The sequence below is a fragment of the Haloplanus sp. GCM10025708 genome (assembly GCF_042663985.1).
Lineage (GTDB): Archaea > Halobacteriota > Halobacteria > Halobacteriales > Haloferacaceae > Salinirarus > Salinirarus marinus.
On the sequence record NZ_JBHSZA010000011.1, the window covers coordinates 1,132,263 to 1,156,884 of the forward strand.

General features: G+C 70.1%; 26 protein-coding genes and 1 pseudogene. 14 read left to right on the forward strand and 13 right to left on the reverse strand.

All coding sequences use genetic code 11. The features are described from left to right. Nucleotides 1-56: 56 nt before the first annotated feature. Complete coding sequence (locus ACFQJD_RS09320) at nucleotides 57-2,072, reverse strand: hydantoinase/oxoprolinase family protein (RefSeq protein ID WP_379797755.1); 2,016 nt, start codon at nucleotides 2,070-2,072, stop codon at nucleotides 57-59. A gap of 153 nt (nucleotides 2,073-2,225) precedes the next feature. Between ACFQJD_RS09320 and ACFQJD_RS09325 the strand changes: the two genes are divergently transcribed. Both ACFQJD_RS09325 and ACFQJD_RS09330 read left to right on the forward strand, forming a co-directional pair. Next, on the forward strand, nucleotides 2,226-2,489 hold the full coding sequence (locus ACFQJD_RS09325; RefSeq protein ID WP_379797757.1) for a hypothetical protein: 264 nt from the start codon (nucleotides 2,226-2,228) through the stop codon (nucleotides 2,487-2,489). 69 nt (nucleotides 2,490-2,558) lie between these two features. Next, nucleotides 2,559-3,062 carry a gamma carbonic anhydrase family protein gene (locus tag ACFQJD_RS09330; protein ID WP_379797759.1) on the forward strand — a complete coding sequence of 168 codons (504 nt, stop codon included), beginning with the start codon at nucleotides 2,559-2,561 and terminating at the stop codon, nucleotides 3,060-3,062. Here the strand turns inward: ACFQJD_RS09330 and ACFQJD_RS09335 are convergent. Continuing rightward, nucleotides 3,063-3,481 (reverse strand): annotated as a pseudogene (locus tag ACFQJD_RS09335) (OsmC family peroxiredoxin). It abuts the gene before it with no gap. Between the two features lie 97 nt (nucleotides 3,482-3,578). Between ACFQJD_RS09335 and ACFQJD_RS09340 the strand changes: the two are divergent. Both ACFQJD_RS09340 and ACFQJD_RS09345 read left to right on the forward strand, forming a co-directional pair. Further along, nucleotides 3,579-4,154, forward strand: coding sequence for a hypothetical protein (locus tag ACFQJD_RS09340; protein WP_379797763.1), 576 nt, complete (start codon nucleotides 3,579-3,581; stop codon nucleotides 4,152-4,154). Next, nucleotides 4,151-4,768, forward strand: a complete 618-nt coding sequence (locus ACFQJD_RS09345; protein WP_379797765.1) for a hypothetical protein — start codon at nucleotides 4,151-4,153, stop codon at nucleotides 4,766-4,768. Before ACFQJD_RS09340 ends, ACFQJD_RS09345 begins: the two co-directional genes overlap by 4 nt. 14 nt (nucleotides 4,769-4,782) lie before the next feature. Here the strand turns inward: ACFQJD_RS09345 and ACFQJD_RS09350 are convergent, their stop codons facing one another. The 4 genes from ACFQJD_RS09350 to ACFQJD_RS09365 form a co-directional block, all read right to left on the reverse strand. Beyond that, complete coding sequence (locus ACFQJD_RS09350) at nucleotides 4,783-5,154, reverse strand: SAM-dependent methyltransferase (RefSeq protein WP_379797766.1); 372 nt, start codon at nucleotides 5,152-5,154, stop codon at nucleotides 4,783-4,785. Between the two features lie 53 nt (nucleotides 5,155-5,207). Next, nucleotides 5,208-6,821, reverse strand: a complete 1,614-nt coding sequence (locus ACFQJD_RS09355) for a long-chain-fatty-acid--CoA ligase (protein ID WP_379797768.1) — start codon at nucleotides 6,819-6,821, stop codon at nucleotides 5,208-5,210. A gap of 83 nt (nucleotides 6,822-6,904) precedes the next feature. Beyond that, nucleotides 6,905-7,057, reverse strand: coding sequence for a hypothetical protein (locus ACFQJD_RS09360; protein ID WP_379800463.1), 153 nt, complete (start codon nucleotides 7,055-7,057; stop codon nucleotides 6,905-6,907). A 54-nt stretch (nucleotides 7,058-7,111) separates the two neighbouring features. Beyond that, nucleotides 7,112-7,243 (reverse strand): hypothetical protein, encoded by a 132-nt coding sequence (locus tag ACFQJD_RS09365; RefSeq protein WP_379797770.1) that lies wholly within the window; start codon nucleotides 7,241-7,243, stop codon nucleotides 7,112-7,114. Nucleotides 7,244-7,441: 198 nt separating this feature from the next. On the opposite strand from ACFQJD_RS09365, the gene ACFQJD_RS09370 reads away from it, so the two are divergent. Next, entirely contained in the window at nucleotides 7,442-8,251 is an 810-nt protein-coding gene (locus ACFQJD_RS09370; RefSeq protein ID WP_379797772.1) for a MarR family transcriptional regulator, read from the forward strand. 406 nt (nucleotides 8,252-8,657) lie between these two features. Here ACFQJD_RS09370 and ACFQJD_RS09375 read toward each other — a convergent pair whose 3' ends face one another. The 3 genes from ACFQJD_RS09375 to ACFQJD_RS09385 all read right to left on the reverse strand — a co-directional run bounded on the left by ACFQJD_RS09375 (nucleotide 8,658) and on the right by ACFQJD_RS09385 (nucleotide 10,257). Beyond that, the gene (locus ACFQJD_RS09375) at nucleotides 8,658-9,098 is read right to left on the reverse strand and encodes a thiol-disulfide oxidoreductase DCC family protein (protein WP_379797774.1); all 441 of its coding nucleotides are present in this window, start codon (nucleotides 9,096-9,098) and stop codon (nucleotides 8,658-8,660) included. Beyond that, nucleotides 9,098-9,793: a YqjF family protein gene (locus tag ACFQJD_RS09380; protein WP_379797776.1), complete on the reverse strand. Its 696-nt coding sequence runs from the start codon at nucleotides 9,791-9,793 to the stop codon at nucleotides 9,098-9,100. The genes ACFQJD_RS09375 and ACFQJD_RS09380 overlap by 1 nt, the downstream gene beginning before the upstream one ends. 128 nt (nucleotides 9,794-9,921) lie before the next feature. Next, a complete protein-coding gene (locus tag ACFQJD_RS09385) occupies nucleotides 9,922-10,257 on the reverse strand; it encodes a DUF7344 domain-containing protein (protein WP_379797778.1) in 336 nt (111 codons plus the stop codon). A gap of 113 nt (nucleotides 10,258-10,370) precedes the next feature. Between ACFQJD_RS09385 and ilvA the strand changes: the two genes are divergently transcribed. The 3 genes from ilvA to ACFQJD_RS09400 all read left to right on the forward strand — a co-directional run bounded on the left by ilvA (nucleotide 10,371) and on the right by ACFQJD_RS09400 (nucleotide 13,437). Next, nucleotides 10,371-11,594, forward strand: coding sequence for a threonine ammonia-lyase (ilvA, locus tag ACFQJD_RS09390; protein ID WP_379800465.1), 1,224 nt, complete (start codon nucleotides 10,371-10,373; stop codon nucleotides 11,592-11,594). A gap of 70 nt (nucleotides 11,595-11,664) precedes the next feature. Next, entirely contained in the window at nucleotides 11,665-11,805 is a 141-nt protein-coding gene (locus tag ACFQJD_RS09395) for a hypothetical protein (RefSeq protein WP_379797780.1), read from the forward strand. An 81-nt stretch (nucleotides 11,806-11,886) separates the two neighbouring features. Next, nucleotides 11,887-13,437 (forward strand): hypothetical protein, encoded by a 1,551-nt coding sequence (locus ACFQJD_RS09400; RefSeq protein WP_379797782.1) that lies wholly within the window; start codon nucleotides 11,887-11,889, stop codon nucleotides 13,435-13,437. A gap of 27 nt (nucleotides 13,438-13,464) precedes the next feature. Here ACFQJD_RS09400 and ACFQJD_RS09405 read toward each other — a convergent pair whose 3' ends face one another. Beyond that, complete coding sequence (locus ACFQJD_RS09405) at nucleotides 13,465-13,641, reverse strand: hypothetical protein (protein ID WP_379797784.1); 177 nt, start codon at nucleotides 13,639-13,641, stop codon at nucleotides 13,465-13,467. Between the two features lie 276 nt (nucleotides 13,642-13,917). Here ACFQJD_RS09405 and ACFQJD_RS09410 point away from each other — a divergent pair, with 276 nt between their 5' ends. The 6 genes from ACFQJD_RS09410 (at nucleotide 13,918) to ACFQJD_RS09440 (ending at nucleotide 22,057) form a co-directional block, all read left to right on the forward strand. Further along, on the forward strand, nucleotides 13,918-14,724 hold the full coding sequence (locus ACFQJD_RS09410) for a creatininase family protein (RefSeq protein WP_379797786.1): 807 nt from the start codon (nucleotides 13,918-13,920) through the stop codon (nucleotides 14,722-14,724). Nucleotides 14,725-14,820: 96 nt separating this feature from the next. Next, complete coding sequence (locus tag ACFQJD_RS19360; protein WP_417448768.1) at nucleotides 14,821-17,436, forward strand: transglutaminaseTgpA domain-containing protein; 2,616 nt, start codon at nucleotides 14,821-14,823, stop codon at nucleotides 17,434-17,436. After that, on the forward strand, nucleotides 17,370-18,332 hold the full coding sequence (locus tag ACFQJD_RS09425; protein ID WP_379797788.1) for a DUF4129 domain-containing protein: 963 nt from the start codon (nucleotides 17,370-17,372) through the stop codon (nucleotides 18,330-18,332). Before ACFQJD_RS19360 ends, ACFQJD_RS09425 begins: the two co-directional genes overlap by 67 nt. A 682-nt stretch (nucleotides 18,333-19,014) precedes the next feature. Beyond that, a complete protein-coding gene (locus ACFQJD_RS09430; RefSeq protein ID WP_379797791.1) occupies nucleotides 19,015-19,188 on the forward strand; it encodes a hypothetical protein in 174 nt (57 codons plus the stop codon). Next, complete coding sequence (locus tag ACFQJD_RS09435) at nucleotides 19,185-20,480, forward strand: DUF58 domain-containing protein (RefSeq protein WP_379797793.1); 1,296 nt, start codon at nucleotides 19,185-19,187, stop codon at nucleotides 20,478-20,480. Before ACFQJD_RS09430 ends, ACFQJD_RS09435 begins: the two co-directional genes overlap by 4 nt. 2 nt (nucleotides 20,481-20,482) lie before the next feature. Continuing rightward, nucleotides 20,483-22,057: a DUF7519 family protein gene (locus ACFQJD_RS09440; protein ID WP_379797795.1), complete on the forward strand. Its 1,575-nt coding sequence runs from the start codon at nucleotides 20,483-20,485 to the stop codon at nucleotides 22,055-22,057. Here the strand turns inward: ACFQJD_RS09440 and ACFQJD_RS09445 are convergent. The 3 genes from ACFQJD_RS09445 to ACFQJD_RS09455 form a co-directional block, all read right to left on the reverse strand. Then, nucleotides 22,054-23,007, reverse strand: coding sequence for an AAA family ATPase (locus tag ACFQJD_RS09445; RefSeq protein WP_379797797.1), 954 nt, complete (start codon nucleotides 23,005-23,007; stop codon nucleotides 22,054-22,056). The genes ACFQJD_RS09440 and ACFQJD_RS09445 overlap by 4 nt on opposite strands. Nucleotides 23,008-23,114: 107 nt before the next feature. Next, nucleotides 23,115-24,356, reverse strand: a complete 1,242-nt coding sequence (locus tag ACFQJD_RS09450) for an OFA family MFS transporter (RefSeq protein WP_379797799.1) — start codon at nucleotides 24,354-24,356, stop codon at nucleotides 23,115-23,117. A 76-nt stretch (nucleotides 24,357-24,432) separates the two neighbouring features. Then, complete coding sequence (locus ACFQJD_RS09455; protein ID WP_379797800.1) at nucleotides 24,433-24,576, reverse strand: hypothetical protein; 144 nt, start codon at nucleotides 24,574-24,576, stop codon at nucleotides 24,433-24,435. Between the last annotated feature and the right edge of the window lie 46 nt (nucleotides 24,577-24,622).

The window sequence follows — 24,622 nt, forward strand, 5'->3', positions numbered from 1 at the left end:
GGCGACGCAGGCGTTGCGGATCACCTCCAGGGTCACCGGGTCGACGTCGGCCCCCGTCACGTCTCGATCACCATATTTTCGAGGTCGTCGACGCGGACGCGTTGCCCCGGGTGGACGACGGTCGTGCTCTCGGCGCTCTCGACGACCACCGGCCCGTCGAACTCCGTCCCCGGGTCCAGCGTATCGCGTCGATACACCGGCGTCTCGCGGTCGACGCCGTCGAACGTCACCGGCCGCGTCTCCCGCGGCGTCGCGTCCCCGCGCGCGCCCGCTTCCCGTTCCAGCGACGGCGGGTCGACGACGCCCCGGGCGCGCAGGCGAACGGTCACGAGTTCCAGCGGTTCGTCCGGCGAGGCGTGGCCGTAGCGGCGTTCGTGGCGCTCGTGGAACCGGTCGGCGACGACGGCGAGGGCGTCGGCGTCCACCTCGCCGGGGGCGGGCACGCGCAGGTCGAACGGCTGGCCGTCGTAGCGGACGTCGAGGACGCGCTCGAATCGCATCCGCTCCTCGGGGAACCCCTCCGCGTCCAGTCGCTCGCGCCCCTCGGTCTCGAACTCGGCGAACGTCGATTCGAGGGTTTCGGCGTCGAGTTCGTCCCACGATCGGACGCGGGTGGTGCTGTACTCGTAGCCTACGTCGCTGATGAGCAGTCCGAGCGCCGAGAGGACGCCCGCCGACCGGGGGATCAGCACCCGTGGGACGTCGAGTTCGGCGGCCAGCCTGGGCGCGTGGAGCGGGCCCGCGCCGCCGTAGGCGACGAGACCGAACTCGCGGGGGTCGTGGCCGCGTTCGACCGAGACGACCCGGAGCGCTCGCTCCATGCTGGCGTTGGCGACGTCGAGGATGCCCTGTGCCGCCTCCTCGACGCCCATGCCGAGATCGTCGGCGACGCGTTCGACGCCCGCGCGGACGGCGTCGACGTCGGCGCTCCCCTCGAAGAAGCGGTCGGCGTCGATGCGCCCGAGGAGGACGTGCGCGTCGGTGACGGTCGGCTCGGTGCCGCCGCGGCCGTAACAGATCGGACCGGGGTCCGCGCCAGCGCTCTGGGGCCCGACTCGGAGGACGTCGCCCGCGTCGACCCAGGCGATCGACCCGCCGCCCGCGCCGATGGTGTGGACGTCGACCATCGGAACGCTCACCGGGTACTCGCCCACCGTCTGCTCCGTCGAGATGACCGGGTCGTCGTCGCGCACGAGCGACACGTCACAGGAGGTGCCGCCCATGTCCATCGTCACGATGTCGTCCATCTCGGTCTCGCCTGCGACGTAGGCCGCGCCCTGGACGCCCGCCGCCGGCCCCGAGAGGAGCGTGTTCACCGGGCGTTCGCGCGCCTCCGTCGCGGTGACGAGGCCGCCGTTCGACTGCATGATTCGCAGATCCGCCGGGACGCCCGCCGATTCGATGCCGTCGGCGAGACGGCCCACGTAGCGGTCCATGACGGGCTTGAGCGCGGCGTTGATGGTCGTCGCCAGCGTCCGTTCGTACTCGCGCATCTCGGGGAGGACGTCGCTCGACAGCGACACCGAGCAGTCGAGCTCCGATTCGAGGAGTTCGCGCACGCGGCGTTCGTGGGCGGCGTTCTCGAACGAAAAGAGAAATGAGACGGCGACGCTCTCGACGTCCCCGAGTTCGGCGGCGATGCGCCGGACCGCCTCCTCGTCGAGCGGTTCGATGACGTTGCCGCGGCCGTCGAGGCGTTCGGGCACCTCGTATCGCCGGTCGCGTTCGACCACCGGCGCGGGCGTCTCGGCGTGCAGGTCGTAGAGGTCGGGGCGCGTCTGCCGGCCGATTTCGAGGGCGTCGCGAAAGCCCTCGGTCGTCACCAGCGCCGTCTCCGCCCACGACCGTTCGAGGACGGCGTTCGTGGCGACGGTCGTTCCGTGGGCGAAAAACGACGCCGTCTCCGGGTCGAGCCCGGCCGCCTGCGACTCGTCGAGGCCGTCGAGAACGCCGCGCTCCGGCGCGTCGGGCGTCGACGGCGTCTTGTGGGTCCGAATCGACCCCTCGCTGACGGCCACCACGTCGGTGAACGTCCCGCCGACGTCGACGCCGATTCGCGTGTCGGGAGCCATACCCCTCGCAGGGCGAGACGCCCCTTAAACGCCAGGTCGGGCGGTAGCTTTTGCCACGGGCAGTCGGCGGCGGGCGCTCTCCCGGTGGCCGACCGACCGAATCCGGAACCGTGGAGGAACCGCTTATTTCACTGGACTCTGTGAGTGGGACATATGCCCGGACAGGGAGACGCTCACAGGGCGAGTCGGGCCGTGAAAGCAGGTGGACCGCCAGCCGTCGTCACAGCGGGTATCGGCATCGGTGCGACCGGCGTCGCCGGTCACGGAATCGAGACGAAGACGGACCCCGTCGCCAGAAGCGTCGCACAAGCCGTGGGCGCGGATCCACGGTTGGGACCGATTCTGTTGCTAGTCGTCGCCGTCCTCGTTCTGGTCGTCGCGTTCGTCGTTCCCGGACTGTTCGAGGGGCACAAGTAGGCCGGAGGCATCCTCGCATCCGACTCGCCGGAAGGTAGCTTTATCAGACGCCCCGACGCGGCGTGTGGTATGGTACTTCGTTCGTACGAAGGAGTCGAACCGGCGGTCCACGAGACGGCGTACGTGGACGACGCCGCGGTCGTCATCGGCGACGTGACCGTCGAGGAAGACGCCAGCGTCTGGCCGAACACGACGCTCCGGGGCGATTCACACCCCATCGTCGTCCGCGAGGGCGCGAACGTCCAGGACGGCGCGGTCTGTCACGAGGACGCGGTGGTCGGCCCGTACGTCACCGTCGGCCACCAGGCCATCGTCCACGCCGCGACGGTCGAAGAGCGCGCGCTGGTCGGCATGGGAGCCATCGTCCTCGACGACGCCGTCGTCGGCGAGGGGGCCATCGTCGCCGCCGGGAGCGTCGTCACCGAAGGGACCGAGATCCCGCCGGAGACGCTGTACGCCGGAACGCCCGCGACGGAGGTCAAGGAACTCTCGGACGACTCGTGGGCCGAGGCGGCCGACCACTACGTCGAACGCGCGAAAAAACACGCCGAGACTTCGGACGTCGTCGGCTAGTTACAGCAGTTCGGCCGTCAGGTCGATGGCCGGCCCGGCGAGGGCCTTCGAGACGGGACAGTTCTCCTTCGCCTCCGCTGCCTGTTCTCGGAAGGCGTCCGCGTCGGCGTCCGGCACCTCGCCCTCGACGCGCAGGTCTATCCGGTCGATCTCGAGGGCGTCGGCGTCGAGATGGACCGACGCTTCGGTGTGGATGCGTTCGGGGGCGTAGCCCGCCTCCTCCAGACCCAGCGCCAGCGCCATCGAGAAACAGCCGGCCTCGGCGGCACCGATGAGTTCCTCCGGGTTCGTCTCGTCGCCCCCTCGAATCGGGAGGCGAACGTGTACGGCCCCTCCCAGACGCCGCTCCCGAGGGCGAGGTGGCCGCTCCCTTCCTTGAGCGTTCCGTCCCACGTCGCTTCCGCAGTACTGGTTGGCATCGTGTGACTCCGCTGTCAGTATGGCCGGGCGACGGATAGCCGTTTTCCCGACCACGTTCGCAACAACTGTCTTTGTCCCTCGCGTTCACCTGCCGGTATGAGTAGCGCGACGGTCACGCGGTGGTCGCGGCGGTACGTCGCCGTCGGTGCGCTCTCGCTTTTCGGCTGGCAACTCGCCGTTTTCCTCGGTGCCGGGCGGGCGACGGGCGTCGCCCTCGGCGTCTACGGCTTCGTCTTCCACGTCGTCTTCGGGAAGGCGTACGCGCTCGTTCCCTCCTATTTCGACCGCGACCTCGCCGTCCCCCGCGCGCCCGCCCTCCAGTTCCCGTTCGTCGTCGTCGGAACCGCCTGCCTCGCCGTCGCGACGGTTCCCGGCGTTCCCCCACTCGTCCGCACCGCCGGGGCGACGCTCTGGGCCGCCGGCGTGGCGCTCTTCTGTGGCGCGCTGGGCTGGACCGTCCGCGACAACCTCACCGGCGCAGAGACGGGGACGGGCGACGCGAACGCCCACCGACGGTGGGTCGACCGGGTCGCCAACGCCTTCGTGCCCGTCGCCCTCGCGTACCTGCTCCTCGGGACGTACGAAACGCTCGCGATGGCTTCGCCGCTCCCGGCACTCGTCGGGAGGGGCTCCCGGCGACGACCCACCTCCTCGCCGCGGGCGGGGCGGTGACGCTCCTCGTCGCCGTCGGCTTCCGCCTCCTGCCGCGGTTTCTCGTCGCCGCTCCGCCCACGGCCCTCGTCGCCGTCGTCCTCCCCGCGGCGGCCGCGGGACCGATGCTGCTCGCCACGTCGTTCGGCGGTGGCCTGGTCTTTCGCGTCGGCGCGGCCGTCGAAGCCGTCGCCGTCGTCGGCTTCGCCGTCGCGTTCGCGGTGACGTTCGCGCGGTCCGGGCGGGACCGAGTCGGCTTCTACGGCGTCCTCGCGGGCGTCGTCGCCGGGAGCGCCGGCGTGCTCCTCGGCGTCGGATTCGCTTTCGGTCACCTCGCGCCCGTCGCCGACGCCGTCCGGGCGCACCTCCGGCTCAACGTCCTCGGACTGCTGGGCCTCGCCATCGTCGGCATCTCCTACCAGTTCTACCCGCCCACCGTCGGCTCGTTCCCCGGCGCGTCGGATCGAACGGCGGGCGCGTCGCTCGCGACCGTCGCGTTCGGACTCGCCGTCGAGGTGGTCGGCCGACTCGGGGGCGTCCGCACGGCCGTCTCCGTCGGCCTCGGCCTCGGACTCGTCGGGACGGGTCTCTACGTCTACCTCCTCCTGAACGTCTTCCGCGAACGCCCCGTCTGACGCCCCGATACCGTTCAGAGCGGCGGCTTGAGGTCCAGCACGGGCGACCCGTCGGCCATGTCGACGCCGCGGACGCGGAGCGTCGCCCCCTCGACGGCGACGACGGGACAGGTCGTCAGACAGACGGCGTTCGGGCGGGCGGGCGACCGGGTCGTGAAGACGCCGCGTCCGCCGTCGCGGTCGACGCGAACGAGGGAGTCGGCCTCGTCGGCGTACCAGACGACGACGAGTTCGTCGCCCGCCTCAACGCCTTCGAGCCCGGGTGCGTACTCCGTTTCGAGTTCGATACGTCCCTCGACGTCGTCGAGAAATCCCTGTCGCGGCGCGTCTTCCGGGGTCGCGAGCGGCGTCCGTGCCCGGCCGATGGGTTCGAGATGGACGGCCATACCCCTTCTTCGCCCGGCGGGGCGTTATAGCTCCGGCCGTCTCGCGCCGGCGGCTACCCCTGCCCGACCATCCGGTCTTCGTCCTCCCACTCCTGCTGTCGGAGTTCGTACTTCTGGACCTTCCCGGTCGCCGTCGTCGGGAGCGACTTGACGAACTCGACGCGGCGGACGGCCTTGTAACTCGCCAGCATCTCGCGGGTGAAGTCCTCGAGTTCCTGTTTGGTTACGCCCGGATCGTTCGGATCGCCGCTCTCGGGGACGACGAAGGCTTTCGGCGTCTCGCCCCACTTCTCGCTTGGCGCAGGAATGACCGCCGCCTCGGACACTTCGGGGTGTTCGTAGAGGGCGTCCTCCAGTTCGATGCTGGAGATGTTCTCGCCGCCGGAGATGATGATGTCCTTCTTGCGGTCTTTGATGTCGACCATGCCGTTCTCGTCGACGCTGGCGAGGTCGCCCATGTGGTAGTAGCCCTCGACGCGGTCGTTGAACGCCTCCTCGGTGGCTTCGGGCTTGTTCCAGTAGCCCTCCATCACCTGATTGCCGCGGACGACGATCTCGCCGATGGTCTCGTCGTCGCGCGGGACGTCGTTGCCGTCCTCGTCGACGACGCGGATGTCGGTGCCGAGATAGCCCAGCCCGGCCCGCTTTTTGACCGAGAAGCGATCCGAACTGTCGTCGTCGAAAAAGCGGCGGGCGTCGGAGGTGGTGATGAGCGGCCCCGTCTCCGTCGCGCCGTAGACCTGCATGAGATACCAGCCGAACTCGTCTTCGACGGTGCGGATGGACGCCTCCGGCGGCGCGCTGCCGGCGGCGGCGATGCGCACGTCGTTCTCGCCCGTCGTCTGCGGGTCGTGGGTGTCGTAGTAGTCGATGAGCATGTTGAGGACCGTCGGCGCACCGCACATGTAGGAGACGTCCTCCTCGACGATGGTGTCGAAGAGCCACTCGGCGTCGATGCCGCGGGTGCAGACGTGTTTCGCGCCCATGCCGGTGATGGAGAAGATGTGTCCCCAGCCGTTGACGTGGAACATCGGGAGCGTCCACAGGTAGACGTCGTCGTCCGCGATGTCCTGGTGGATAGTGACGAGATAGGCGTGGAGGGCCTCACAGCGGTGCGTCCGCATCACGCCCTTCGGATCGCCCGTCGTCCCCGACGTGTAGTTGATGGTGATGACCTCGTCTTCGGCCATCTCGGGGCGGTCGTACTCCGTGCCGGCGTCGTCGATGATCGTCTCGAAATCCGCCCAGTCGCCCTCGACCTCACCGGGATCGTTCGTGATGAACGTCTCTGCCGGCACCTCGTCGCGAATCTGCTCGACTTTCGGGGCGTACTCGTAGTCGGCGAAGATGGCGTCGACGCCCGCGTCGTCGAGGATGTACTCGTAGTCGTCGGGCGTCAGCCGGTAGTTCAGCGGCGTGTGAATCGCCCCGATCTGCATGATGCCGTAGGCGGCTTCGAGATGGAAGTGCGTGTTCGGGTCCAGCACCGCCACGCGGTCGCCTTTCTCGATGCCGCGCTCCTGGAGCGCCGCCGAGAACCGGTCCGCTCGCTCGCCGAGTTCCGCGTAAGTGTACCGCTCTCCCGTCGTCGCCACCACGGCCTCCTCGTCGTCGTAATACTTGCGCGCCCGGTCCAGGAAGTCCGTGACCAGTAACGGTTTGTGCATACGAAAACGTGATACACGTCAACCTTCATAATTGTTACCGACGTGACCACGATCTCGGCACCTCGCCGGGCGCAGTGGGGCGATCAGTGGAGTTCGACCGGGATCGTGTTGACCTCCTTCGCGAGTCGCAGTTCGAGGACGCCGTCGCTGTAGCGCGCGTCCGTCCGTTTGGGGTCGATGCGCTCGTGCAGACGGATCGTCCGACTGCGGCGTTCTCTCGGCCGTTCAGCGTGGATGTAGCGCGACTCCCCGCGGCCGCCGAAGTCGACGGTGACGGTGACGCGATCGGGCTATGCGCGCACATCGATGTCCTGTTTGTCGACGCCGGGCATGTCCAGCGTGATGACGTACTCGTCGTGGTACTCCTCGACGTCGACGGGCAGTTCCTCGGACTGCTGGTCCGCGTCGTCTCGTCGTGCCATACGCCCACCGACGACACGCTGACTCTTGTGTGTTCACCCAACACTGTGGAACCGGAGACAACTGGAGTAGTCCGTAAGTAAAGTTAGTATTCGCAAATTAAACTATACTTTCTCTAATTCCGTCATACGGCGGAGAACTACAACTCTGTCGAAGGAATTTCCGGGGTTTCATGCCGCAGCGCTACGAAGAGGCGGACGATGTCAGAAGAGACCGGGCGTGACAGAGCGAGCGTCCTCCGTAGCAAGCGGAACGCGACACGCTATCAGATTCTCGTTCAGCTCGCAGAGCGCCAGCCGGCGGTGAGTCAGCGCGAAGTGGCCGACGCCATCGGCGTCACCGCACAGGCGGTGAGCGACTACCTGCAGGGTCTCATCGAGGAGGGTTACGTCAGAAAACACGGCCGCGGGCGGTACGAAGTCACCAAGGAAGGGGTGGACTGGCTCATCTCACAAACCGACGCACTGCGGGAGTACGTCGACCACGTCTCGGCGGACGTCATCGGCCAGGTGGACGTGGAGACGGCCCTCGCGACGGCGGCCATCGAGGAGGGACAGGCGGTGTCGCTCTCGATGCGAGACGGCATCCTGCGGGCGACGCCCGGCGAGACGGGCGCGGCGACGGCCGTCGCCGTGACGAGCGCGGCGGCCGGCCGCGACGTGGGCGTCACCGACTTCGAGGGCGTCCTCGATTACGAACTCGGGACGGTCACCGTCGTCACGGTCCCGCGAGTGCAGGACGGCGGCAGCGAAGCGGTCGACGCCGGCCTCGTCGACGCCGCCGCCGCCGACGCAGACCTCGTCGCGGCCGCCGGGACCGAGGCGCTGGCGACGGCGGACGCCGCCGGTCTCGATGTCGACGTCCGGTTCGGGACGGCGCTCGCGATTCAGGAGGCGGCGACGAGAGGCCTCGACGTGTTGTTGCTGACGGTGACGACCGAACTCTCCACGCACACCGATCGGCTCCGCGACGGCAACCTCCACTACGAAGTAGTCGACGCGACGCGGTAGCGCTCGTCTCGACGCCGCCGTCCGCGCGAGCGCCGAACGTGCTCCGACGCGGGAAAGAAAGGGTGGGGTCTCATCGACAGGGACAGTCGATGGACGGCTGACCGTCACACTCCGTGTCGCAAGTGCCCGGTGGGTGGTGCCCCGATCCGTGGTCCGGACAGTCCGGTGGGTCGGGACTGTCCGGCGGGTCGGGTGCGTCCGGCGAATCCGGAGCGTCCGGTGGATCTGGGGGATCGGGCGGATCGGCAGCGACAGCCGATCCGCCCGGGTCAGCGGGAGTCGACGCTGCGACGGTCGGTGCCGACGCGATTACGAACAGGAGCGCGGCAGCGACCGCCATCGTCGTCGTTCGGGGCATGGGTCTCCCCGGATCGGGGTAGTCACAGGTTCTCCTTGGCCGCCGCCCCTACAGACTTCGGTCGTCGCCCGCGTCCAGGAACCGGTCGCTCACGTCCGCCGAGGGGATCAGACACGACTCGCGTCTGCCGAACCAGTCGTATCGGCGCTCGGCGACGAAGTCGTACACCGCGTCCCGGATCGATCGGGGGAGGGCGCGAAAGACGGCGAGGGCGGCGTACGGCCAACCGAGGTGTCGGGCGACGCGAATCGCCGCCGCTGATTTCACGTAGCAGTCGTCGCCCTCGACGAGGACCACGGTCGACAGTTCGTCCGGGGAGCGCCCACACCGGTCGAGGAGTCGCCGCCCCACGTCGGACTGGAGCGACGCGAACCGGATCGCCCCCTCCGGATCCCGAGGGAGGACGAACTGCACCGCGCCCGTACAGAGGTTACAGACGCCGTCGAACAGGAGAACCGGTCCGTCGACGGCGGCTCCGTCCTCGGCCATCAGGCCCCCTCCCAGCGTTTGCTCCGCGAGGCGGTCACGTCGACGCCGGGGCTGTAATAACACGTCGGCGTCGACCCGGGGCGATCGAACCCGTTCGCCTCGAAGAGCGTGTTCTCGGCGACGCGCATCTCCGCTGGGAACAGCGTCCACGGATCGTGGGAGACGTCGGCGTAGCGGACCGACCCGTCCGCCGCCTGCGTGTAGAAGCGATAGCGTTCGGTGAGAAATTCGGCGAGGGGGAACGCCGACGACTCGAACGGGTCGCCGGCGGGTTCGTACGCGGCGACGTAGTTCGCGGGGCGGTCGCCTGGATGACGCCGCCGACTGCGGAACCGGACCCGACCGTCGACGGCATCCATCGAAATACGGGCGTAGTAGTACGGCAACCGGTGGAAGACGCGCGCGCCGAGGACCGCGAGGACGCCCTCGGCGTCGAGGCTGAAGAAGTAGACGCCCGGCTGGCCGTCGCAGGTGACGTACGTCCGCAGATTGAGTTCTGGGAGCCGCAGCCCCGTTCCCGCCGGCATCGCCGTCGGTCGGACGTCGACGTTCGTGAACGGAACGACGGAGAGCCACCCCGTGTCGTCGAACTCGTCGACGGTCAGCGCGTCGGGCAGGTGGGCGGCCAGCAGGTCGGTCTCCACCGGGTAGTTCGCGAAGAGGACGCGTCGCCACCCCATCGATAGCGTCACCATAGCCGGGGTTGGCGTCGGAACGGTAAAGGAATGCAGCCAACGCCCGCCGCGAGATCCGCTGCCGCGAGCGTCGAGTCGGGGCGCGACACGCGCAGTCGTCGCCGCCGATGCCGCCCTCCCAAGGGTCGCTACTCCCCGAGGATGGCGTCTGCGAGGTCCGTTAGACGGCGGTCGTCCGCGAGGCAGACGCGCCGGTCTTCGGCGTCGAACTCGACGAGGTTCGCGTCGTCGAGCTGCGGGAGGTGATTGTGAAACAGTGCGGTCCGGACCCTGTCGAGGTGATCGTCGGACGGTTCGCCCCCGTCGGCCTCCCGGGCGGCGACCTCGACTGCGAGTTCGCGAAACGGCGTCGCGCCGCCGCTCGCGTCCAGCGCGTCGAGGAGGTGAACGCGTCGCTGGTTCGCCAGAAGTTGCAGCGTCGATACGGCGTCGCCTGTCCGGCCGATGGAATCTGAATGAGGCACCCTACTTCCCCCGATGAGTGGTCGTCGACAGCCCCCATCAGCGTCGGGGTTCGACAGCGAAGGCGATAGTGACCACCGAGCCTATTTCCCCGTTCCCCGGCACGGTTCTACGGATGTCCCCTACCATCACCTTCGCGGATATCTCCGAGGCGGCGGCCCGGCTGGACGACGAGTCCATCGTCCGACGGACGCCGATAGAGTACAGTCGATCGCTCAGCAACCGCACCGACGCGGACGTTCACCTGAAGATGGAACACCTCCAGCGGACGGGATCGTTCAAGACGCGGGGCGCGTACAACAAACTCCAGCAGCTATCCGCCGAAGGCGACGTCTCCCGCGTCGTCGCCGCCAGCGCCGGCAACCACGCCCAGGGCGTCGCCCTCGCGGCGACGAAGGTCGGCATCGAGTCGACCGTCGTCATGCCGACGACGGCACCCCAGACGAAAGTCGACGCGACGCGGGGATACGGGGCCGACGTCGTTCTCGAGGGGCGGACGTTCCAGCAGGCACTCGCCCACGCGAGGACGCTCGCCGACGAGGAGGGGACGCGCTTCGTCCACGCCTACGACGATCCGGACATCGTCGCCGGTCAGGGGACCCTCGGCGTCGAACTGTACGAACAACTGCCGTCGGTCGACACCGTCGTCGTCCCCGTCGGCGGCGGGGGACTCGTCGGCGGCGTCGCCACTGCGCTCTCGGCGCTCGACGACGACGTGCGGATCGTCGGCGTCCAGGCCTCGGGGGCCGCCACCGTCCCGGAGAGCCTCCAGAAGGGCCAGCCCGTCGAAGTTCCGGACCCCGACACCATCGCCGACGGCATCGCCACCGGCGGCATCTCCGAACTCACCTTCTCGCTGATCCGCGACCACGTCGACGAGGTGGTGGTCGTCGACGACGACGCCATCGCGGAGGCGATGCTCGCCCTCCTCGAACGCGCGAAGCAACTGGTCGAAGGCGCGGGAGCGGCCTCCGTCGCCGCCCTCCTCCACGGCGACGTCGACGCCGCGGGCGAACAGGTCGTCCCGATTCTCGGCGGCGGCAACATCGACATCTCGTCGCTCCAGTCGATACTGACACACGCGCTGACCGGACGGGAGCAACTGCTACACCTCCGGGTCCGCATCGAGGATCGACCGGGCAAGATGGGCGAGATAAGCGCGGCCATCGGCCGCGAGGGCGCGAACATCCAGTCCGTGCGCCACGACCGATCGATAGAGGACCTGAGCGTCGGCGAAGCCTACCTCGTCTTCCGCGTCCTCACGAACGGCGAGAGCCACTCCGAGGCGGTCGTCTCGGCCGTGGAATCGAAGGGGTACACGGTCGAACGCGGCAACTGACCGCACCGTCTCCGTTCCGTCGGCGTACGTCGTAATCTATTTCAAATAGTAACTCGTATCCGAGTATACGATGCGAGCCGTGCTATACGAAGACGACGACCACCTCCTCTACGAGGAAGACGACTACTACTACGAGGACAAGCAGACGGGTCGCGTCGAGACGCTCTCGGAGGAGTCCGTGGAGATGCATCTCCGCTACTTCTCCGGATAGCGTTCGAGCGTTTTCGCGGGCTGTCCCCCGACGGCCTCCGTCTGCCGTAGATTAATACCGCGCCGACGCCACCCCGATAGCATGGAGCAGACCACGACGAACCGGGGCCTCGTGGAGCGGTTCGAGCGGTTCTTCCGGGAACGCGACGACGATCGACCGACCGACGGGACCGTCCACGTCCCGTACGACGACCTCTCGGCGTTCGATTCGGCCCTCGCGTCGGCCTATCTCGACGCCCCCGCCGCCACCGCGAACACGCCGAGATCGCGCTTCGAACCGTCGCCGACGCCGACGACCTGGAGGTGCGTCTCGTCTCCTCCCGGCACGCCGGCGTCTCGCGCCGGGGGCGGTTCGCACCGGCGATTGCGCGGGCGAACTCCTCGCGGTCAGGGCTACGCCGCCGCCGTCGACGAGGCGACGCCGCGCCTCGTCACCGCCGCCTACGAGTGCCGGGACTGTGGGTCGACCGACCGACGGCCCGCGAACGCGGGGACCCGACCCGATCCGGGCGCGTGTGACGACTGCCGGAGCGACGCGGTGCGATTCGACGCCGCCGACTCGGCGTTCGTGGACTGCCGGCGCGTCCGACTCGCCGCGCTCCCCGAATCCGACGACACGGGGTCGATCGCAGTCGAACTGTCCGGCGATCTGCTCGACCGGATCGATCGCGGCGACCGACTCGACGTCGCGGGCGTCCTCGACGTCCGACCCGTCGACGAGGGCTTCGAGCGCGTCCTCGAGGTGACGCATCCGACGCGACTCGACCCCGCGGCGACCGATCTGTTCGACGGCCCGTACCTCGGCGTCCCGGCCGACGACACGCTCGACGAGGCGTCGACCGACGACACCGGATCGACGCCCGACGAAACGCCACTCGACGCCGTCGTCGACCGGTCTCGGGCGGTTCTCGCCGACCGGGACCTGAACGACCGCGAGACCCGGGAGAAAGTCGTCGCACCGGTCCTCCACGCCCTCGGATGGACGCCGACGCTCCCCGCGGTTCACATGGGGACGACGCCACCGGGGGCGTCGTCGGTGCAGACGATCGATTACGCCCTCGGCGGCGACGACGGAGCGAGGGTCGTCGTTTGCGTCGAGCGCCCGGCCCAGTCGCTCGGGACGGTCGGTGACCGCCTCCGGACGGCGATGCGGACGACGGGGGCGACGCTCGGCCTCCTGACGAACGGCCACCAGTACCAGTTCTTCGTGAGCGAGGCGGACGCGCCGGGGGAGGTGTGCGTCCTCACGTGTTCGCTGGGTCGCCTCTCCGACCACCCCGAAATCTTGCGGGCGTTCTCCCGCGACCGCGTCGGCGACGCGGAGGGGGCGGAAGCGTTCGCCGACCTCGTGGCCGAGTCGCGGGACCGCGACCTCCGCGTCGAGACGGACGCAGATCCCGAGGCGTTCGACCTCGCGGACCGCATCACGTCGACCATCGACCTCATCGAACAGCAGACGACGGACGAGGGCGCACCGATCGAACGCGTCTTCGCCGTCCTGAAGGCCGACCAGGAACTCGCCGACGCGGTGGACCACGAGGTGACCGACGACGTCCTGTTGAACCACGTCGGCCGCCTCCGTGACGCCGGCCGCGTCCAGTCGGTTCGCGACGGCTTCCTGCGGACGACGTAGCCACTCGGGAGGCGTTCGCCGGAAGGACTACCGCATCCGTTCGAGCGACACGACGGTGTCGGAGATGAGCCACGCCGTCTCGCAGTCCGTCTCCTCGATACTCAGCGCGAACATCGACTCCGGCCCTTCTTCGAGCGTGAACTCGTAGGCACGACTCCGGAGTGAACGCGCCCACTCCGGTTCGGTTTCGTCACCAGATGGCACATTGGCCCTCGGGGAGGACACTCAAGAACTAGTCGATTTGCTCCCACACCGGTGCGATGCGGCTGGAAACGGCCGAAATCGACGCCCGGCGACGCGGCGCTCGGCGGGGAACGTCGCCCGTCCGGCGCACGGGAACGCGGGCGCGTCTCACGGGGGCGCAGCGCAGGCCGGCAGTGCCGACACGTCCCGGCCAGGACGGGGTCGCCGCTACCCACCACCGGCGCAAACAGCGTCACTACCACCCACGCTTATTGTCACCGTCGCACATTCGCGCGTATGCTGTACGAATCAATCGGCAGAAGCGACGTCGAGTGGGCGGGGATGACGTACGCGGAGGTGCGCGAACGCGCCGAGCGCGACGGGTCGATACTCGTCGTCCCCGTCGCGAGCCTCGAACAACACGGCCCACACATGCCGACGGCGACGGACGCCATCCTCGCGGAAGCCGTCGCCCACGCGGGGGCCGACAGAGTACATCCCGAAGCCCCCGTCCTCGTCACGCCTCCCGTCTGGACGGGCTACTCACCGCATCACCTCTCGTTCGGCGCGACGGTGTCGCTCGAATACGAACACCTGTTCTGGCTGCTCGACGACGTCGTCGCGGCGGCCGCCGGGAACGACTTCGACGCCGTCCTCCTCCTGAACGGCCACGGCGGCAACGCGGCACTCGTCAGCAGCGCGGCCCAGGTGTACGGCCGCGCCTACGGCGACGTCGAGGTCCTCGGGCTGACGTACTTCACCCTCGCGCGGGCGTTCATCGACGGACTGCGCGAGAGCGACGCCGGCGGCATCGCCCACGCGGGCGAGATGGAGACGTCGATGATGCTCCACTTGCGCCCGGACCTCGTCGACGAGGCGGAAATCGAGGGGACGCGGTGGGAACTCCCCTACGATCTGACGGCGGCCGACCTCACGGCCGCGAGTCCGGTGTCGATGTACACCGAGATCGCGGAGTACACCGACTCGGGTGCGCTCGGCAGCCCCGAACTCGCCGACGCCGAGAAGGGGGCGGCGATGTACGAGGCCTTCGGCGACGAACTCGGCGCGTTCCTCCTCGACGTCCACGACCGCCACGCCGCGTGATCCGGAACTGTACGGGGGCGTCGCCAACGCTTATGACCGTGGGATAATATCACCAACTGAAATATTCGGCGTCGTCGACGGACGCCGAGGGAACGAATGCCGGACAGGAACATCGACGGCGAGGGGGTCATCTCCGGGCGCGATTACGCACGGGTGTTTCTCTCGCTCGCGGTCGTCGTCGGCGTCGTCCTCGCGACGGCGCTGGTGCCCGCGCTCCCCGGCGTCGAGGGCGACACCGTGCCCCGTCCGCTGAACGAATCCGGAAGTTCCGCACAGGGCGATAGCGGAGCAGGAGCCGCTGGTACGGCCGGTCAGAGCGGCGGCGCGGGCCAATCCCGGAGCGAGAGCGATCCGGCGGCGTCGGAACAGAGCGGTTCGGGGTCCGGTTCGGGGTCCGGTTCGGGGTCCGGTTCGGGATCCGGGAGTGGGGGCGGCGTCGGAGCCCTCTCGGTCGGCAGTCGGACGACGGTTGGCGGCCTCCAGGCGAACGGGAGCGCGTTCCAGAGTACGTCCCAACAGATCCACTTCGTCGTCGAATCGAACCGTCCGTCGTACTGGCGGACGGGGGCGTTCGACCGATACACGGGCGACGGCTGGCGATCGACCGCCGACGTCCGACCGTACGACGGCGGCCTGTTGGACCGGCAGGGCCAGCGCGCCCGCCGCGTCATCCAGCAGGTGACGCTCCGCCGTCCGGCGACGAGTCTCCCGGCGGCGTGGCGACCCGCCGGACTCGACGGCCCCGTCGAGGACGTGCAGGTGACGGACGCACGCGCCTTCCGAACGGCGACGGTGACGCCCGCGAACGCCACGTACGCGGTGGCGAGTTTCGAACCGCCGCGGGATCCTGAGACGCTCCGTTCGACGGGGACGGACTACCCGGCGTCCATCGAGCGTCGATACACGCGACTGCCCGAGTCCACGGAGCGACTGGCGGCGTTCACCGCCGACCTGACGGCGAGCGCGAACTCGCCGTACGAGCGAGCGGCGCGGATCGAGCGGTGGCTCGAACGCAACAAGCGCTACTCGCTGAACGCGAGCCGGCCGGACGGCGACGTGGCGACGCAGTTCGTCTTCGGGATGGACCGGGGCTACTGCGAGTACTTCGCTACCGCGATGACGGTGATGCTCCGGACGCAGGACGTACCGGCGCGATACGTCGTCGGCTACTCCACCGGCCAGCCGCGAGGTGACAGCTACGTCGTCCGGGGGATGAACGCCCACGCGTGGGTCGAGGTTTACTTCCCCGACGTCGGATGGGTTCGGTTCGACCCGACGCCCGGCCGCGAGCGACTGGCGAACGAGACACAGGCGTTCGTCGCGGGTTCCACTGCCTCGGCGGGGAGCGACGGGTCGCCGACACAGAGCGGCTCCGAACCCGGGCAGTCTCCGGGATCGAGCAGCACCACGCCGGGGGCGAGCGAAGGCAGTCCACAGCGGGACGCCTCGGCGTACGACCACACGGAACGCGGGAGTCCCGGTGAGTCGTTCTCGGGCGGGAACGCCGGTCAGTCAGGCCAGTCAGGCCAGTCAGGTCAGTCAGGCCAGTCAGGCCAGTCAGGCCAGTCAGGCCAGTCCGGTCAGTCAGGCCAGTCAGGCCAGTCAGGTCAGTCAGGCCAGTCAGGCCAGTCAGGTCAGTCAGGCCAGTCAGGCCAGTCAGGCCAGTCAGGCCAGTCCGGTCAGTCAGGCCAGTCCGGTCAGTCAGGCCAGTCCGGGCAGTCCGGTCAGTCAGGCCAGTCAGGCGACGCGGAGCGACCCGACGAGTCGACGGACGACGGGAACTCGGAGGGGCCGTCCTACGACATCGAACTGAACGAGAGTTCGCTCGTGCCGGGGACGGACGTGACGGTGACGGTAACGCGGGACGACGATCCGGCCGCGGGCGTGACGGTCCTGTTCGATGGCGACCCGATCGGGGAGACGAACGCCGACGGCAACGTCACCGGGACGGTTCCGTACGAATCCACGCTGAACGTCTCGACCCGGACGGGATCGACCGCCGCGCTCGGTCCGCCACCCGCCCACGGCGAACGCCTGTTCGACGTCCGCACGCCGTCGGCGGAGCGACTACGACGGGCCATCGACGACGGTGCCGGACCCCGGCCGGACGCCGCCGGAACCTACGGCGTCGAGACGAACGTCACCCTCCGCGTCTCCGGGACGCCGCTCCCGGGCGCGACGGTGACGGTGCGAGCGACGATTCGGGACCATCCCGTGCCGGAGGCGACGGTGCGACTCGACGACGCGACGGTCGGGCGGACGAACCAGAGCGGTGCTCTCCGGGTGACGCTGCCGTCCGATAGCCGGCAGGTCCGCGTCGTCGCTCGGCGGGGCGACGCGAAAGGGGTTCGAAACGTCTCGCTGGTGACTGACCTGAACGTGACCGTCACGGAGCCGACGATCCCGCGGGGGAACGCCACCGTCCGCGTCCGGGCGAACGGGACGGCCGTGTCGAACGCGTCCGTCACCATCGACGACCAGGCGACCGGGCGGACGAACGCCGACGGCGACGCGGCGGTCACGCTGCCGGACGCCGCCGGCAACGTCACCGTCGTCGCGACCCGGGGCGTCGCCAGCGGGAACGCGACGATCCGGCTGGAGCGGCTGACGGTCACGGCGACGCCCGCACTCCCGGTCGCGTTCCCGTGGACGGGGTCCGAATCCGCGCCGAACTCGACGGCGAACCCGTCGACGGCGTCCAGATTCGTCTGAACGACCGCCGCGTCGGGACGACCGACTCCGAGGGCGCGCTGGCGGCGACGTACCCCCTCGCGGCGGGGGCGGACGTCGTCGCGCAGGGGTACGGCCAGACCGTCCGAACCGGTGCCGGGAGTCCGCTGCTCGGCCCGGCACTCCTGCTCGGCCTCCTCGGCCTGGGATTCGGCTACGGGCGTCGTCGTGGGCTGTCCCCGCGTGGACTCGTCGACGGAACCGGCGGACTGGTCGTCCGCCTCTGCCGTCGTGCCGTCGCCGCCGTCGTCGCCGTCGCATCGCGAGTCGACGCCGCGATCTCGCGGCTACTGGCCGCGCTCTCGCGCCTCCGAGCGGACGTTCGGGCGCTTCCGGAGATGCTCCGGGCGTGGCTCCGGGCGGTCCACGACCGCCTGCGCGCGTTCGCGCGTCGCCTGCGGGCGATCTTCGATCGCCTCCGGCGTCGCCTCGTCGCCGCCGGGGAGTGGCTGGCGGCGCTCAGGCACGAAGACCCCCGAACCCTCGCACGGGCGCTCTACGCCTGGCTCCTCGCTCGGCTCAGAGACGAGCGTGTAGCCGGGAGCGACCGCGACGAGGGCGGGGCGGCCCGACGCGGAGCGGCGGCCGTCGCGGGCGACGCGGAGTCCGACGACGCTCGACTGACCATCCGCGAGGCGTGGCGGGAGTTCCTCGGCTACGCCTCGGTCAGTCGCTGGCAGACGATGACGCCCGGCGAGGTGGCGGCCCGTACCGTCGAACGGGACGGCCTGCCGGCCGACGCCGTGACGACGCTCCGCGACGCGTTCCGCGACGTCGAGTACGGACAGCGCTCACCTGACGAGCGCCTCGACGGGGCGCGGGAGGCGCTCGATCGGATCCGCCACGCGGCCGAGAACCCCACGGAGGCGAGCGACTGATGCGCCGGGCCACCGCGCTCGGGACGGTCCTCGGCGTTCTCGCCGTCGGCGTCGCCATCGCGGTCGCCGTCCGGCCACAGCTCCTCCTCACGACGCTCCCGGAGACCGTCTTGGACGCCGTCAGCCGCGACGTCGTGATCCCGACGCTCGCGGTCCTGCTCGGGGCGTACGCGGCGTGGGTCGCGTTCACGAGCGGCCGGGTTACGGCGGCGGACGACGACGCGTCGACCGATCGCGACGACGCGTCGACCGACGCCGAATACGAACCCGACGCGCCGACCGACGCCGACGCGACGACTGACGGACCGCCCACGATCTCGCTTCTCGGCGTCGACGTCGTCAAATTCGGATCGGCCGCGAGCGACGACGCCCACGACGACACGCAGTCGTCCGACTCGGCGGCCGCCAAGTCGGGATCCGAGACCCGCCCCGAACCCCCACGCCAGGGGTACACGACCGCGCCCGCGGACGCGTTCGATCGCCTGCGCGAACGGCCACCGGAGGTGGCGACGTCCGACGGCGGAAGCGTCGCCGGCCGGCGGTTCGACGAGACGCTCGCCGAGGCGGCGACGTCTCCCCGTTCCGCGCGCGACGTTCGCGAGACGCTCAGGGAAGTAGTCGTCGACGTCGAACGGAGCCACGCGGACGCCGAGGACGTCGCCGACGCCGTCGACGCGGGCGAGTGGACGGACGACCGGGTCGCCGCGGCGTTCGTCGCCGACGGCGACGACGTCACCTACCCCTCCGACAGCGGCTCTACGCGTGGCTGGACCCCGCCGGCGCGCTCGACGGGCGCGTCCGCCGGGCCGTCACAGCCATCGAGGACCGCCTCGACGAACGGGAGGCGGGTCGATGACGGTCGAGCGCATCCACCGCTGGGATGCCGGCCTCGCGTGTGCGGTGGTGCTGGCCGCCGTCGGCGTGGCGCTCCGGGACCCAGTCGTGCTCGGTGCCGCCGTCGTACCGATCACGTACGTCGTCTTCGGCGCTGTCAGTCCCCTTCCGGACGAACCGCCGATCGCCGTCGAACGCTCGGTGAGCGAGTCGTCGCCCGTCCCCGGCGAACGGGTGGCCGTCGAACTCACGGTCCGGAACGTCGGCGAATCGACGCTGACCGACGTGCGCGTCGTCGACGGCGTGCCGGATCACTTGACGGTCGTCGAGGGGTCGCCGCGGGCGAGTCTGGCGCTCCGTCCCGGGTCCGAATCCACCGTCGAGTACGAACTGGTCGCCCGTCGGGGGACGCACGACTTCGCCGACCCCGTGGTGCGCATGCGGACGCTGAGCGCCACCCGGCGGCGCACCGATCGGCTCGAGGCGACCGGCGAGACGGCCGTCGACTGCCTCGCCGCCGTCGGCGAGACGCCACTCCGGGACACGACCACGCTCCGCGTCGGCGAACTCGCGACGGACACGCCGGGGAGCGGCCTGGAGTTCTACGCCACCCGCGAGTACCGCGCGGACGACCCCATCAACCGCGTCGACTGGCGGCGCTACGCCCGGACGGGCGACCTGACGACGGTCCAGTTCCGCGAACAGCGGGCGGCCCGGGTCGTCCTCGTCGTCGACGCTCGCGAGAGCGCCCGCGTCGTCCCCGGACCCGGCCACCCCGACGGGGCCGAACTCTGCGCGTACGCGGCGCGGCGGACGTTCGACTCGCTGCGAGAGGGCGGCCACCACGTCGGCCTCGCGGCCCTCGGCGTGGACGTGACCGCCGTCGACGCCGTGCTCTCGGGCGACGCCGACCTGCCGTGGGTCGACGCCGGGACGGGTGCCGAGACGAGCGTTCGCGTCGACGCCGTCCTCGACGCCGCCTGCGAGAACGAGGGTCGAACCGCCGCCGCCGACGGCGGGAGTCGCCTCGCCGAACGCATCGCCCGCCGCCTGTCTCGCGACGCGCAGGTCGTCTTTCTGACGCCCGCCGCCGACGACGAGGTGGTGCCACTCGTCCGACGCCTCCGCGCGGAGGGGTACGACACGACGGTCGTCAGCCCCGACCGGACGGACGCGACGACGCCCGGCGGATCGATCGAATCCGTCCGCCGGCGACTCCGCCTGACCCGCCTCCGGGAGAGCGACGCCGTCGTCGTCGACTGGAACCCGGCCGACCCGCTGTGGACCGCGCTCTCGGCGATCCGACTCGTCTAACCATGGACACTCAGCCCACATCCGACGACGCGAATCCGACGGCCCGGACGGGGAGCGTCGCCGACGACAACTGGCGACCGACGCGCGCCGGGACGACGGTGAGCGTCCTCGTGACCGTCGCGGTCGTCGCGGCGCTGATCGCGGTCGGGGGCGACCCGCTGGCGGCCGTCGCCAGCGCGGCCGGCGGCCTCTCGCTCGCGGTCGTCCTGCTCGCGTCGGGGGCGTCCCGGTGGCGCATCCCCGCCCGCGTGGCCGCAGGCGTCCTGTTGCTCCCGGCGGGTGCGCTCCTCGTCTTCGGCGTCGGTCGGACCCTCACCCCGGGACCGGTGCGCCCGGGACTGACGCTCCTCGTCTTCGGCGTCGGCGTCGCCGCGGGCGGCGCGGCCGCGACGCCGTGGGACGCCGTCGACGCCCGCCGACTCTGGGGAGTGACGCGCTTCGGCATCGGCGTCCTCGTCCTTCCGGCGGTCGTCCTCGGCGTCCTGGTCGTCGCCAACGTGACGCCCGTCGGCCGGGCCGTCGGCGCAGTGGTCGCGCTCGCGGGGGACGTCCTGCTCGCGACCGACCAGAGCTGGCGCGGCGTGGCTGCGCTCCCGGTTGCCAGTATGCTCGTCAACGCCGTCTGTTTCGGCGCGTGGGCGTCGCTCCGCGCGTTGCCGATCGCCGAACTGGTCGCCGCCGACCGGCGCGACGCCGTCGCCGAACTGCTGGAGCGAGCGATGGGCCATCTGACGTCCGTCGGCCTCACGAGCGTCGCGCTGACGCCCGCGTTCGCTCTGCTGTGGCTCGCACCGACGATCCGAGCGCGGGTCTTCGGCGCGCTTCCGGCGTCGCTGGTGACCGGCGTCGTCGGCGTCGCGTCCGCGACGCCGCTGCGCGTACTGTTGCTCGGCGTCACGGGACTGAGCGTCGCCGTCGTCGGCCTCGTCGCCGTCGTCAAGCGCCTCTCCGACGTCGACGCGGAGTCCTTCGAGCGGTGGGGCGCACCGGCCGTGGGCGGCCTCCTCTTTATCGCCGTCGCGCTCCAGTTCGGAGCGCCGGCGACGACCGCCGCAGCGCGAGGTCCCCTCGCGCCGCAGGCGTTCACCATCCGACAGCTCTCGGAGACGTTTGGCCCGGAGGCGCTCTCTCTCGGCGTCGAACTGGCGCTTGCGTCCGTGTCCGTCGCCGTCTACCTCACGCTCGGCCTCCTCGGCGCGGTGCTGTTCCCGGGACGCGGGGAGAGCGCCGCGGTGGCGAGCGTCGGCGTGTTTCTGGCGGCCGTCGGGAGCGCGCGCGTCGGCGTCCCACCGGTCGTCGTCTTCGTCGCCGTCGCCGCGAGCCTCGTGGTCTGGGACGTGAGCGACCACGCCGTGGCGATGGGGACGGAGGTCGGTCGGGCCGCACCCACGCGACACGTCGAACTGGTTCACGCCGGCGGGTCGCTACTCGTCGGCGGGGTCGGCGTCGCCGTCGCAGTCGGCGGCTTGCTCGGAGCGGGCGCGGTCCCCGTCCTGCGGTCGGTGGCGACGCCGCTCGCCCTCCTCAGCGCGCTCGTCGGCGTGCTGTTCCTGCTGGCGGCGCTCCGATCGGCCTAATCGGGCATCGCCGGCACGTCCACCGAACCGAGGACGCTGTCGACGACGGCCTCCTTCTCGACGCCGCGCACTCGCGCCTCCGAGCTGAGGACGACGCGGTGGTCGAACGTCGGGTGGACGACGGCCTTCACGTCGTCCGGAGCGACGTAGTCCCGGCCGTCGACCACGGCGCGAGCGCGGGACGCCTCGAAGAGCCGCTGGATCCCGCGCGGCGAGACGCCGACGTCGACGCGCGCGTCCTCGCGAGTCGCCCGGCCCAGGTCGACGACGTAATCCCGGAGTCCGTCCTCGACGTGGACCGTCTCGACGACGTTCTGGATGGCGGTCACCTCGCGTTCGTCGACGACGCGGTCGACCGTCGGGGCCTGCGTGGTGCGGTCGGCGCGACGGTCGAGCAGTTCGCGCTCGCCTTCGCGGTCCGGATAGCCCATCTCCGTTTTCACCATGAACCGGTCGCGCTGGGCCTCCGGCAGGACGAACGTCCCCTCCTGTTCGATGGGGTTCTGTGTCGCGACGACGAAAAACGGCTCCGGGAGGTCGCGCGTCTCGTCGTCGACGGTCACCTGTTTCTCGCCCATCGCTTCCAGCAGGGCGGCCTGGGTCTTCGGCGGCGCGCGGTTGATCTCGTCCGCGAGGACGACGTTGGCGAACACCGGGCCGGGGTTGAACTCGAACTCCCGGTCCTGTTCGTTGTAGACGTGGCTGCCCGTGATGTCGCCCGGCAACAGGTCCGGGGTGAACTGGATGCGATTGAACGAAAGCCCCAGCGCCGACGCGAGACTGCGCGCCGTCAGCGTCTTCCCCGTCCCGGGGACGTCCTCGATGAGGACGTGTCCCCGTGCCAGTACGCCCGTCAGCACCGTCTCCAGAAAGTTCCGGTCGGCGATGACCGCCTCCCCGACCGCGTCGAGAACCGTGCCGACTGTTTCGGATGCCTCCCTCGTATCCATCGGTGCCCTGTCGTGAGAGCGTCGGGGAAATAGGTGTTCCCCCGCGGCGCGGGTTCCGCTCGTCCGCGAAGACGTCGTCGAACCGCCGAAGTCGCGAGCGCCCGCGCTCACTCGCTGGGCGGCCGAAGCGCGAGCGCCGCGAGGCCGGCGACGACGGCGAGGAAGCCGCCGAACATGAACGTCGTCGTCCAGTCGGTGACGGTGACGAGCCAACTGGCGACGGCACCGCCGAAGACGCCACCCCACACCTTCCCGGAGTAGAGGAGGGCGTAGTTCGCAGAGGAGTGTTCGTGGCCGTAGTAGTCGCCGACGACGCTCGGGAAGAGCGTGTACTGCGGGCTCCAGAAGAAGGTGGCGACGACGACGGCGAGCACGAAGGCGATCTGCTGCCCGCCCGTACCGAACAGGACGGTCAGGAACAGCCCGAAGCCACAGAGCAGGAACGACCCGGCCATGGCGCGTTCGCGGTCGAGGCGGTCCGAGAGGTCGCCCATGACGAGGCGGCCGACGCCGCCGGCGACGGGGAGCACCGTCGCCGACGCGGTCGCGACGAACGTCGTCAGCCCGAGGTTCTGGGCGAACGACACCACCTTCGCGGTGAGCATCAACCCCGCGCCGGAGACGGCGATGAACATGACGTACATCACCCAGAACTGCCACGTCCGGAGCATCTCGCGCCAGTGATACTGTTTCGTGGACACGACGGGAGATGACTCGTCGTCCCCGTCGCCCCCGTCGTCCAGCCAGTCGTCCGGCGGGTCGCGAAGGACGACCGCGCCGACGAGGATGCCGACGCCGATGAGGAGGCCCATGTTCCGGAGGACGTCGGAGTAGCCAGCGACGGTGGCGTTGGCCCGGACGTAGGGGACGAACAGCGCACTCCCGCCGGCGAAGGCCATCGTCCCGACGCCGGTCGTGAGGCCGCGCCGGTCGGGGAACCACTTCAGCGCGGTGTTGACGGCGACGGTGTAGACGATGCCGACGCCGACGGCCCCGAGCGAGTAGAGCAGGTACAACTGCCACACTTCGGTGGCGTAGGCGAGACCGAGGTAGCCGCCGCCGGCGAGGACGCCCGCGAGGAGCGTCAGCGCCCGGGGGCCGTGTCGGTCGCGCCACCAGCCGACGGGGAACTGCGACCCCGCCTGGAAGACGACAAAGAGCGTAAAGACGAAGCCGAGCGCCGGCAGCGGGATGGAGAGACTGCGGGCGAGCGGCCCCTCGATCGACGACCAGACGTACTGATAGGGACTGACGAGCCCCATCATCAGCGCGGCGGCGACGACCTGCCATCGGCGCGAGAAACCGAGGATGCGTCGGGCGCGCGCCGCGTGATTTTCGGAGGCGGTCACAGACGATCCTCCCGGCGTGGAACGTCGGTTGACACCAGCATATTCAGTGCGTTTGGACGACGGCGCTAAACTCTGTCTATCCGGAGCGAACGCCCCACCGGATGCGATCTTCACGGCCCTCCCACGCCGAGAACGTCCCGGCGTCGGGGCCGAACGCGTCGCGTTCGCGTCCCGCTCGTCGGCGCGGGCGCGGGTCGCCGCTCTCGTCGTGAATCGCCACCGTCCTTGTTCACCGGTACCATTTACCGCTACGAACCCGTTCGGTT

What these genes read in the sequence shown, in the direction of transcription:
- ACFQJD_RS09320 (WP_379797755.1), bottom strand. Translation starts at nt 2,072, where the DNA reads ATGGCTCCCGACACGCGAATCGGCGTCGACGTCGGCGGGACGTTCACC.
- ACFQJD_RS09325 (WP_379797757.1), top strand. Translation starts at nt 2,226, where the DNA reads ATGCCCGGACAGGGAGACGCTCACAGGGCGAGTCGGGCCGTGAAAGCA.
- ACFQJD_RS09330 (WP_379797759.1), top strand. Translation starts at nt 2,559, where the DNA reads ATGGTACTTCGTTCGTACGAAGGAGTCGAACCGGCGGTCCACGAGACG.
- ACFQJD_RS09340 (WP_379797763.1), top strand. Translation starts at nt 3,579, where the DNA reads ATGAGTAGCGCGACGGTCACGCGGTGGTCGCGGCGGTACGTCGCCGTC.
- ACFQJD_RS09350 (WP_379797766.1), bottom strand. Translation starts at nt 5,154, where the DNA reads ATGGCCGTCCATCTCGAACCCATCGGCCGGGCACGGACGCCGCTCGCG.
- ACFQJD_RS09355 (WP_379797768.1), bottom strand. Translation starts at nt 6,821, where the DNA reads ATGCACAAACCGTTACTGGTCACGGACTTCCTGGACCGGGCGCGCAAG.
- ACFQJD_RS09365 (WP_379797770.1), bottom strand. Translation starts at nt 7,243, where the DNA reads ATGGCACGACGAGACGACGCGGACCAGCAGTCCGAGGAACTGCCCGTC.
- ACFQJD_RS09370 (WP_379797772.1), top strand. Translation starts at nt 7,442, where the DNA reads ATGTCAGAAGAGACCGGGCGTGACAGAGCGAGCGTCCTCCGTAGCAAG.
- ACFQJD_RS09375 (WP_379797774.1), bottom strand. Translation starts at nt 9,098, where the DNA reads ATGGCCGAGGACGGAGCCGCCGTCGACGGACCGGTTCTCCTGTTCGAC.
- ACFQJD_RS09380 (WP_379797776.1), bottom strand. Translation starts at nt 9,793, where the DNA reads ATGGTGACGCTATCGATGGGGTGGCGACGCGTCCTCTTCGCGAACTAC.
- ilvA (WP_379800465.1), top strand. Translation starts at nt 10,371, where the DNA reads ATGTCCCCTACCATCACCTTCGCGGATATCTCCGAGGCGGCGGCCCGG.
- ACFQJD_RS09395 (WP_379797780.1), top strand. Translation starts at nt 11,665, where the DNA reads ATGCGAGCCGTGCTATACGAAGACGACGACCACCTCCTCTACGAGGAA.
- ACFQJD_RS09400 (WP_379797782.1), top strand. Translation starts at nt 11,887, where the DNA reads ATGGAGCAGACCACGACGAACCGGGGCCTCGTGGAGCGGTTCGAGCGG.
- ACFQJD_RS09410 (WP_379797786.1), top strand. Translation starts at nt 13,918, where the DNA reads ATGCTGTACGAATCAATCGGCAGAAGCGACGTCGAGTGGGCGGGGATG.
- ACFQJD_RS19360 (WP_417448768.1), top strand. Translation starts at nt 14,821, where the DNA reads ATGCCGGACAGGAACATCGACGGCGAGGGGGTCATCTCCGGGCGCGAT.
- ACFQJD_RS09435 (WP_379797793.1), top strand. Translation starts at nt 19,185, where the DNA reads ATGACGGTCGAGCGCATCCACCGCTGGGATGCCGGCCTCGCGTGTGCG.
- ACFQJD_RS09440 (WP_379797795.1), top strand. Translation starts at nt 20,483, where the DNA reads ATGGACACTCAGCCCACATCCGACGACGCGAATCCGACGGCCCGGACG.
- ACFQJD_RS09445 (WP_379797797.1), bottom strand. Translation starts at nt 23,007, where the DNA reads ATGGATACGAGGGAGGCATCCGAAACAGTCGGCACGGTTCTCGACGCG.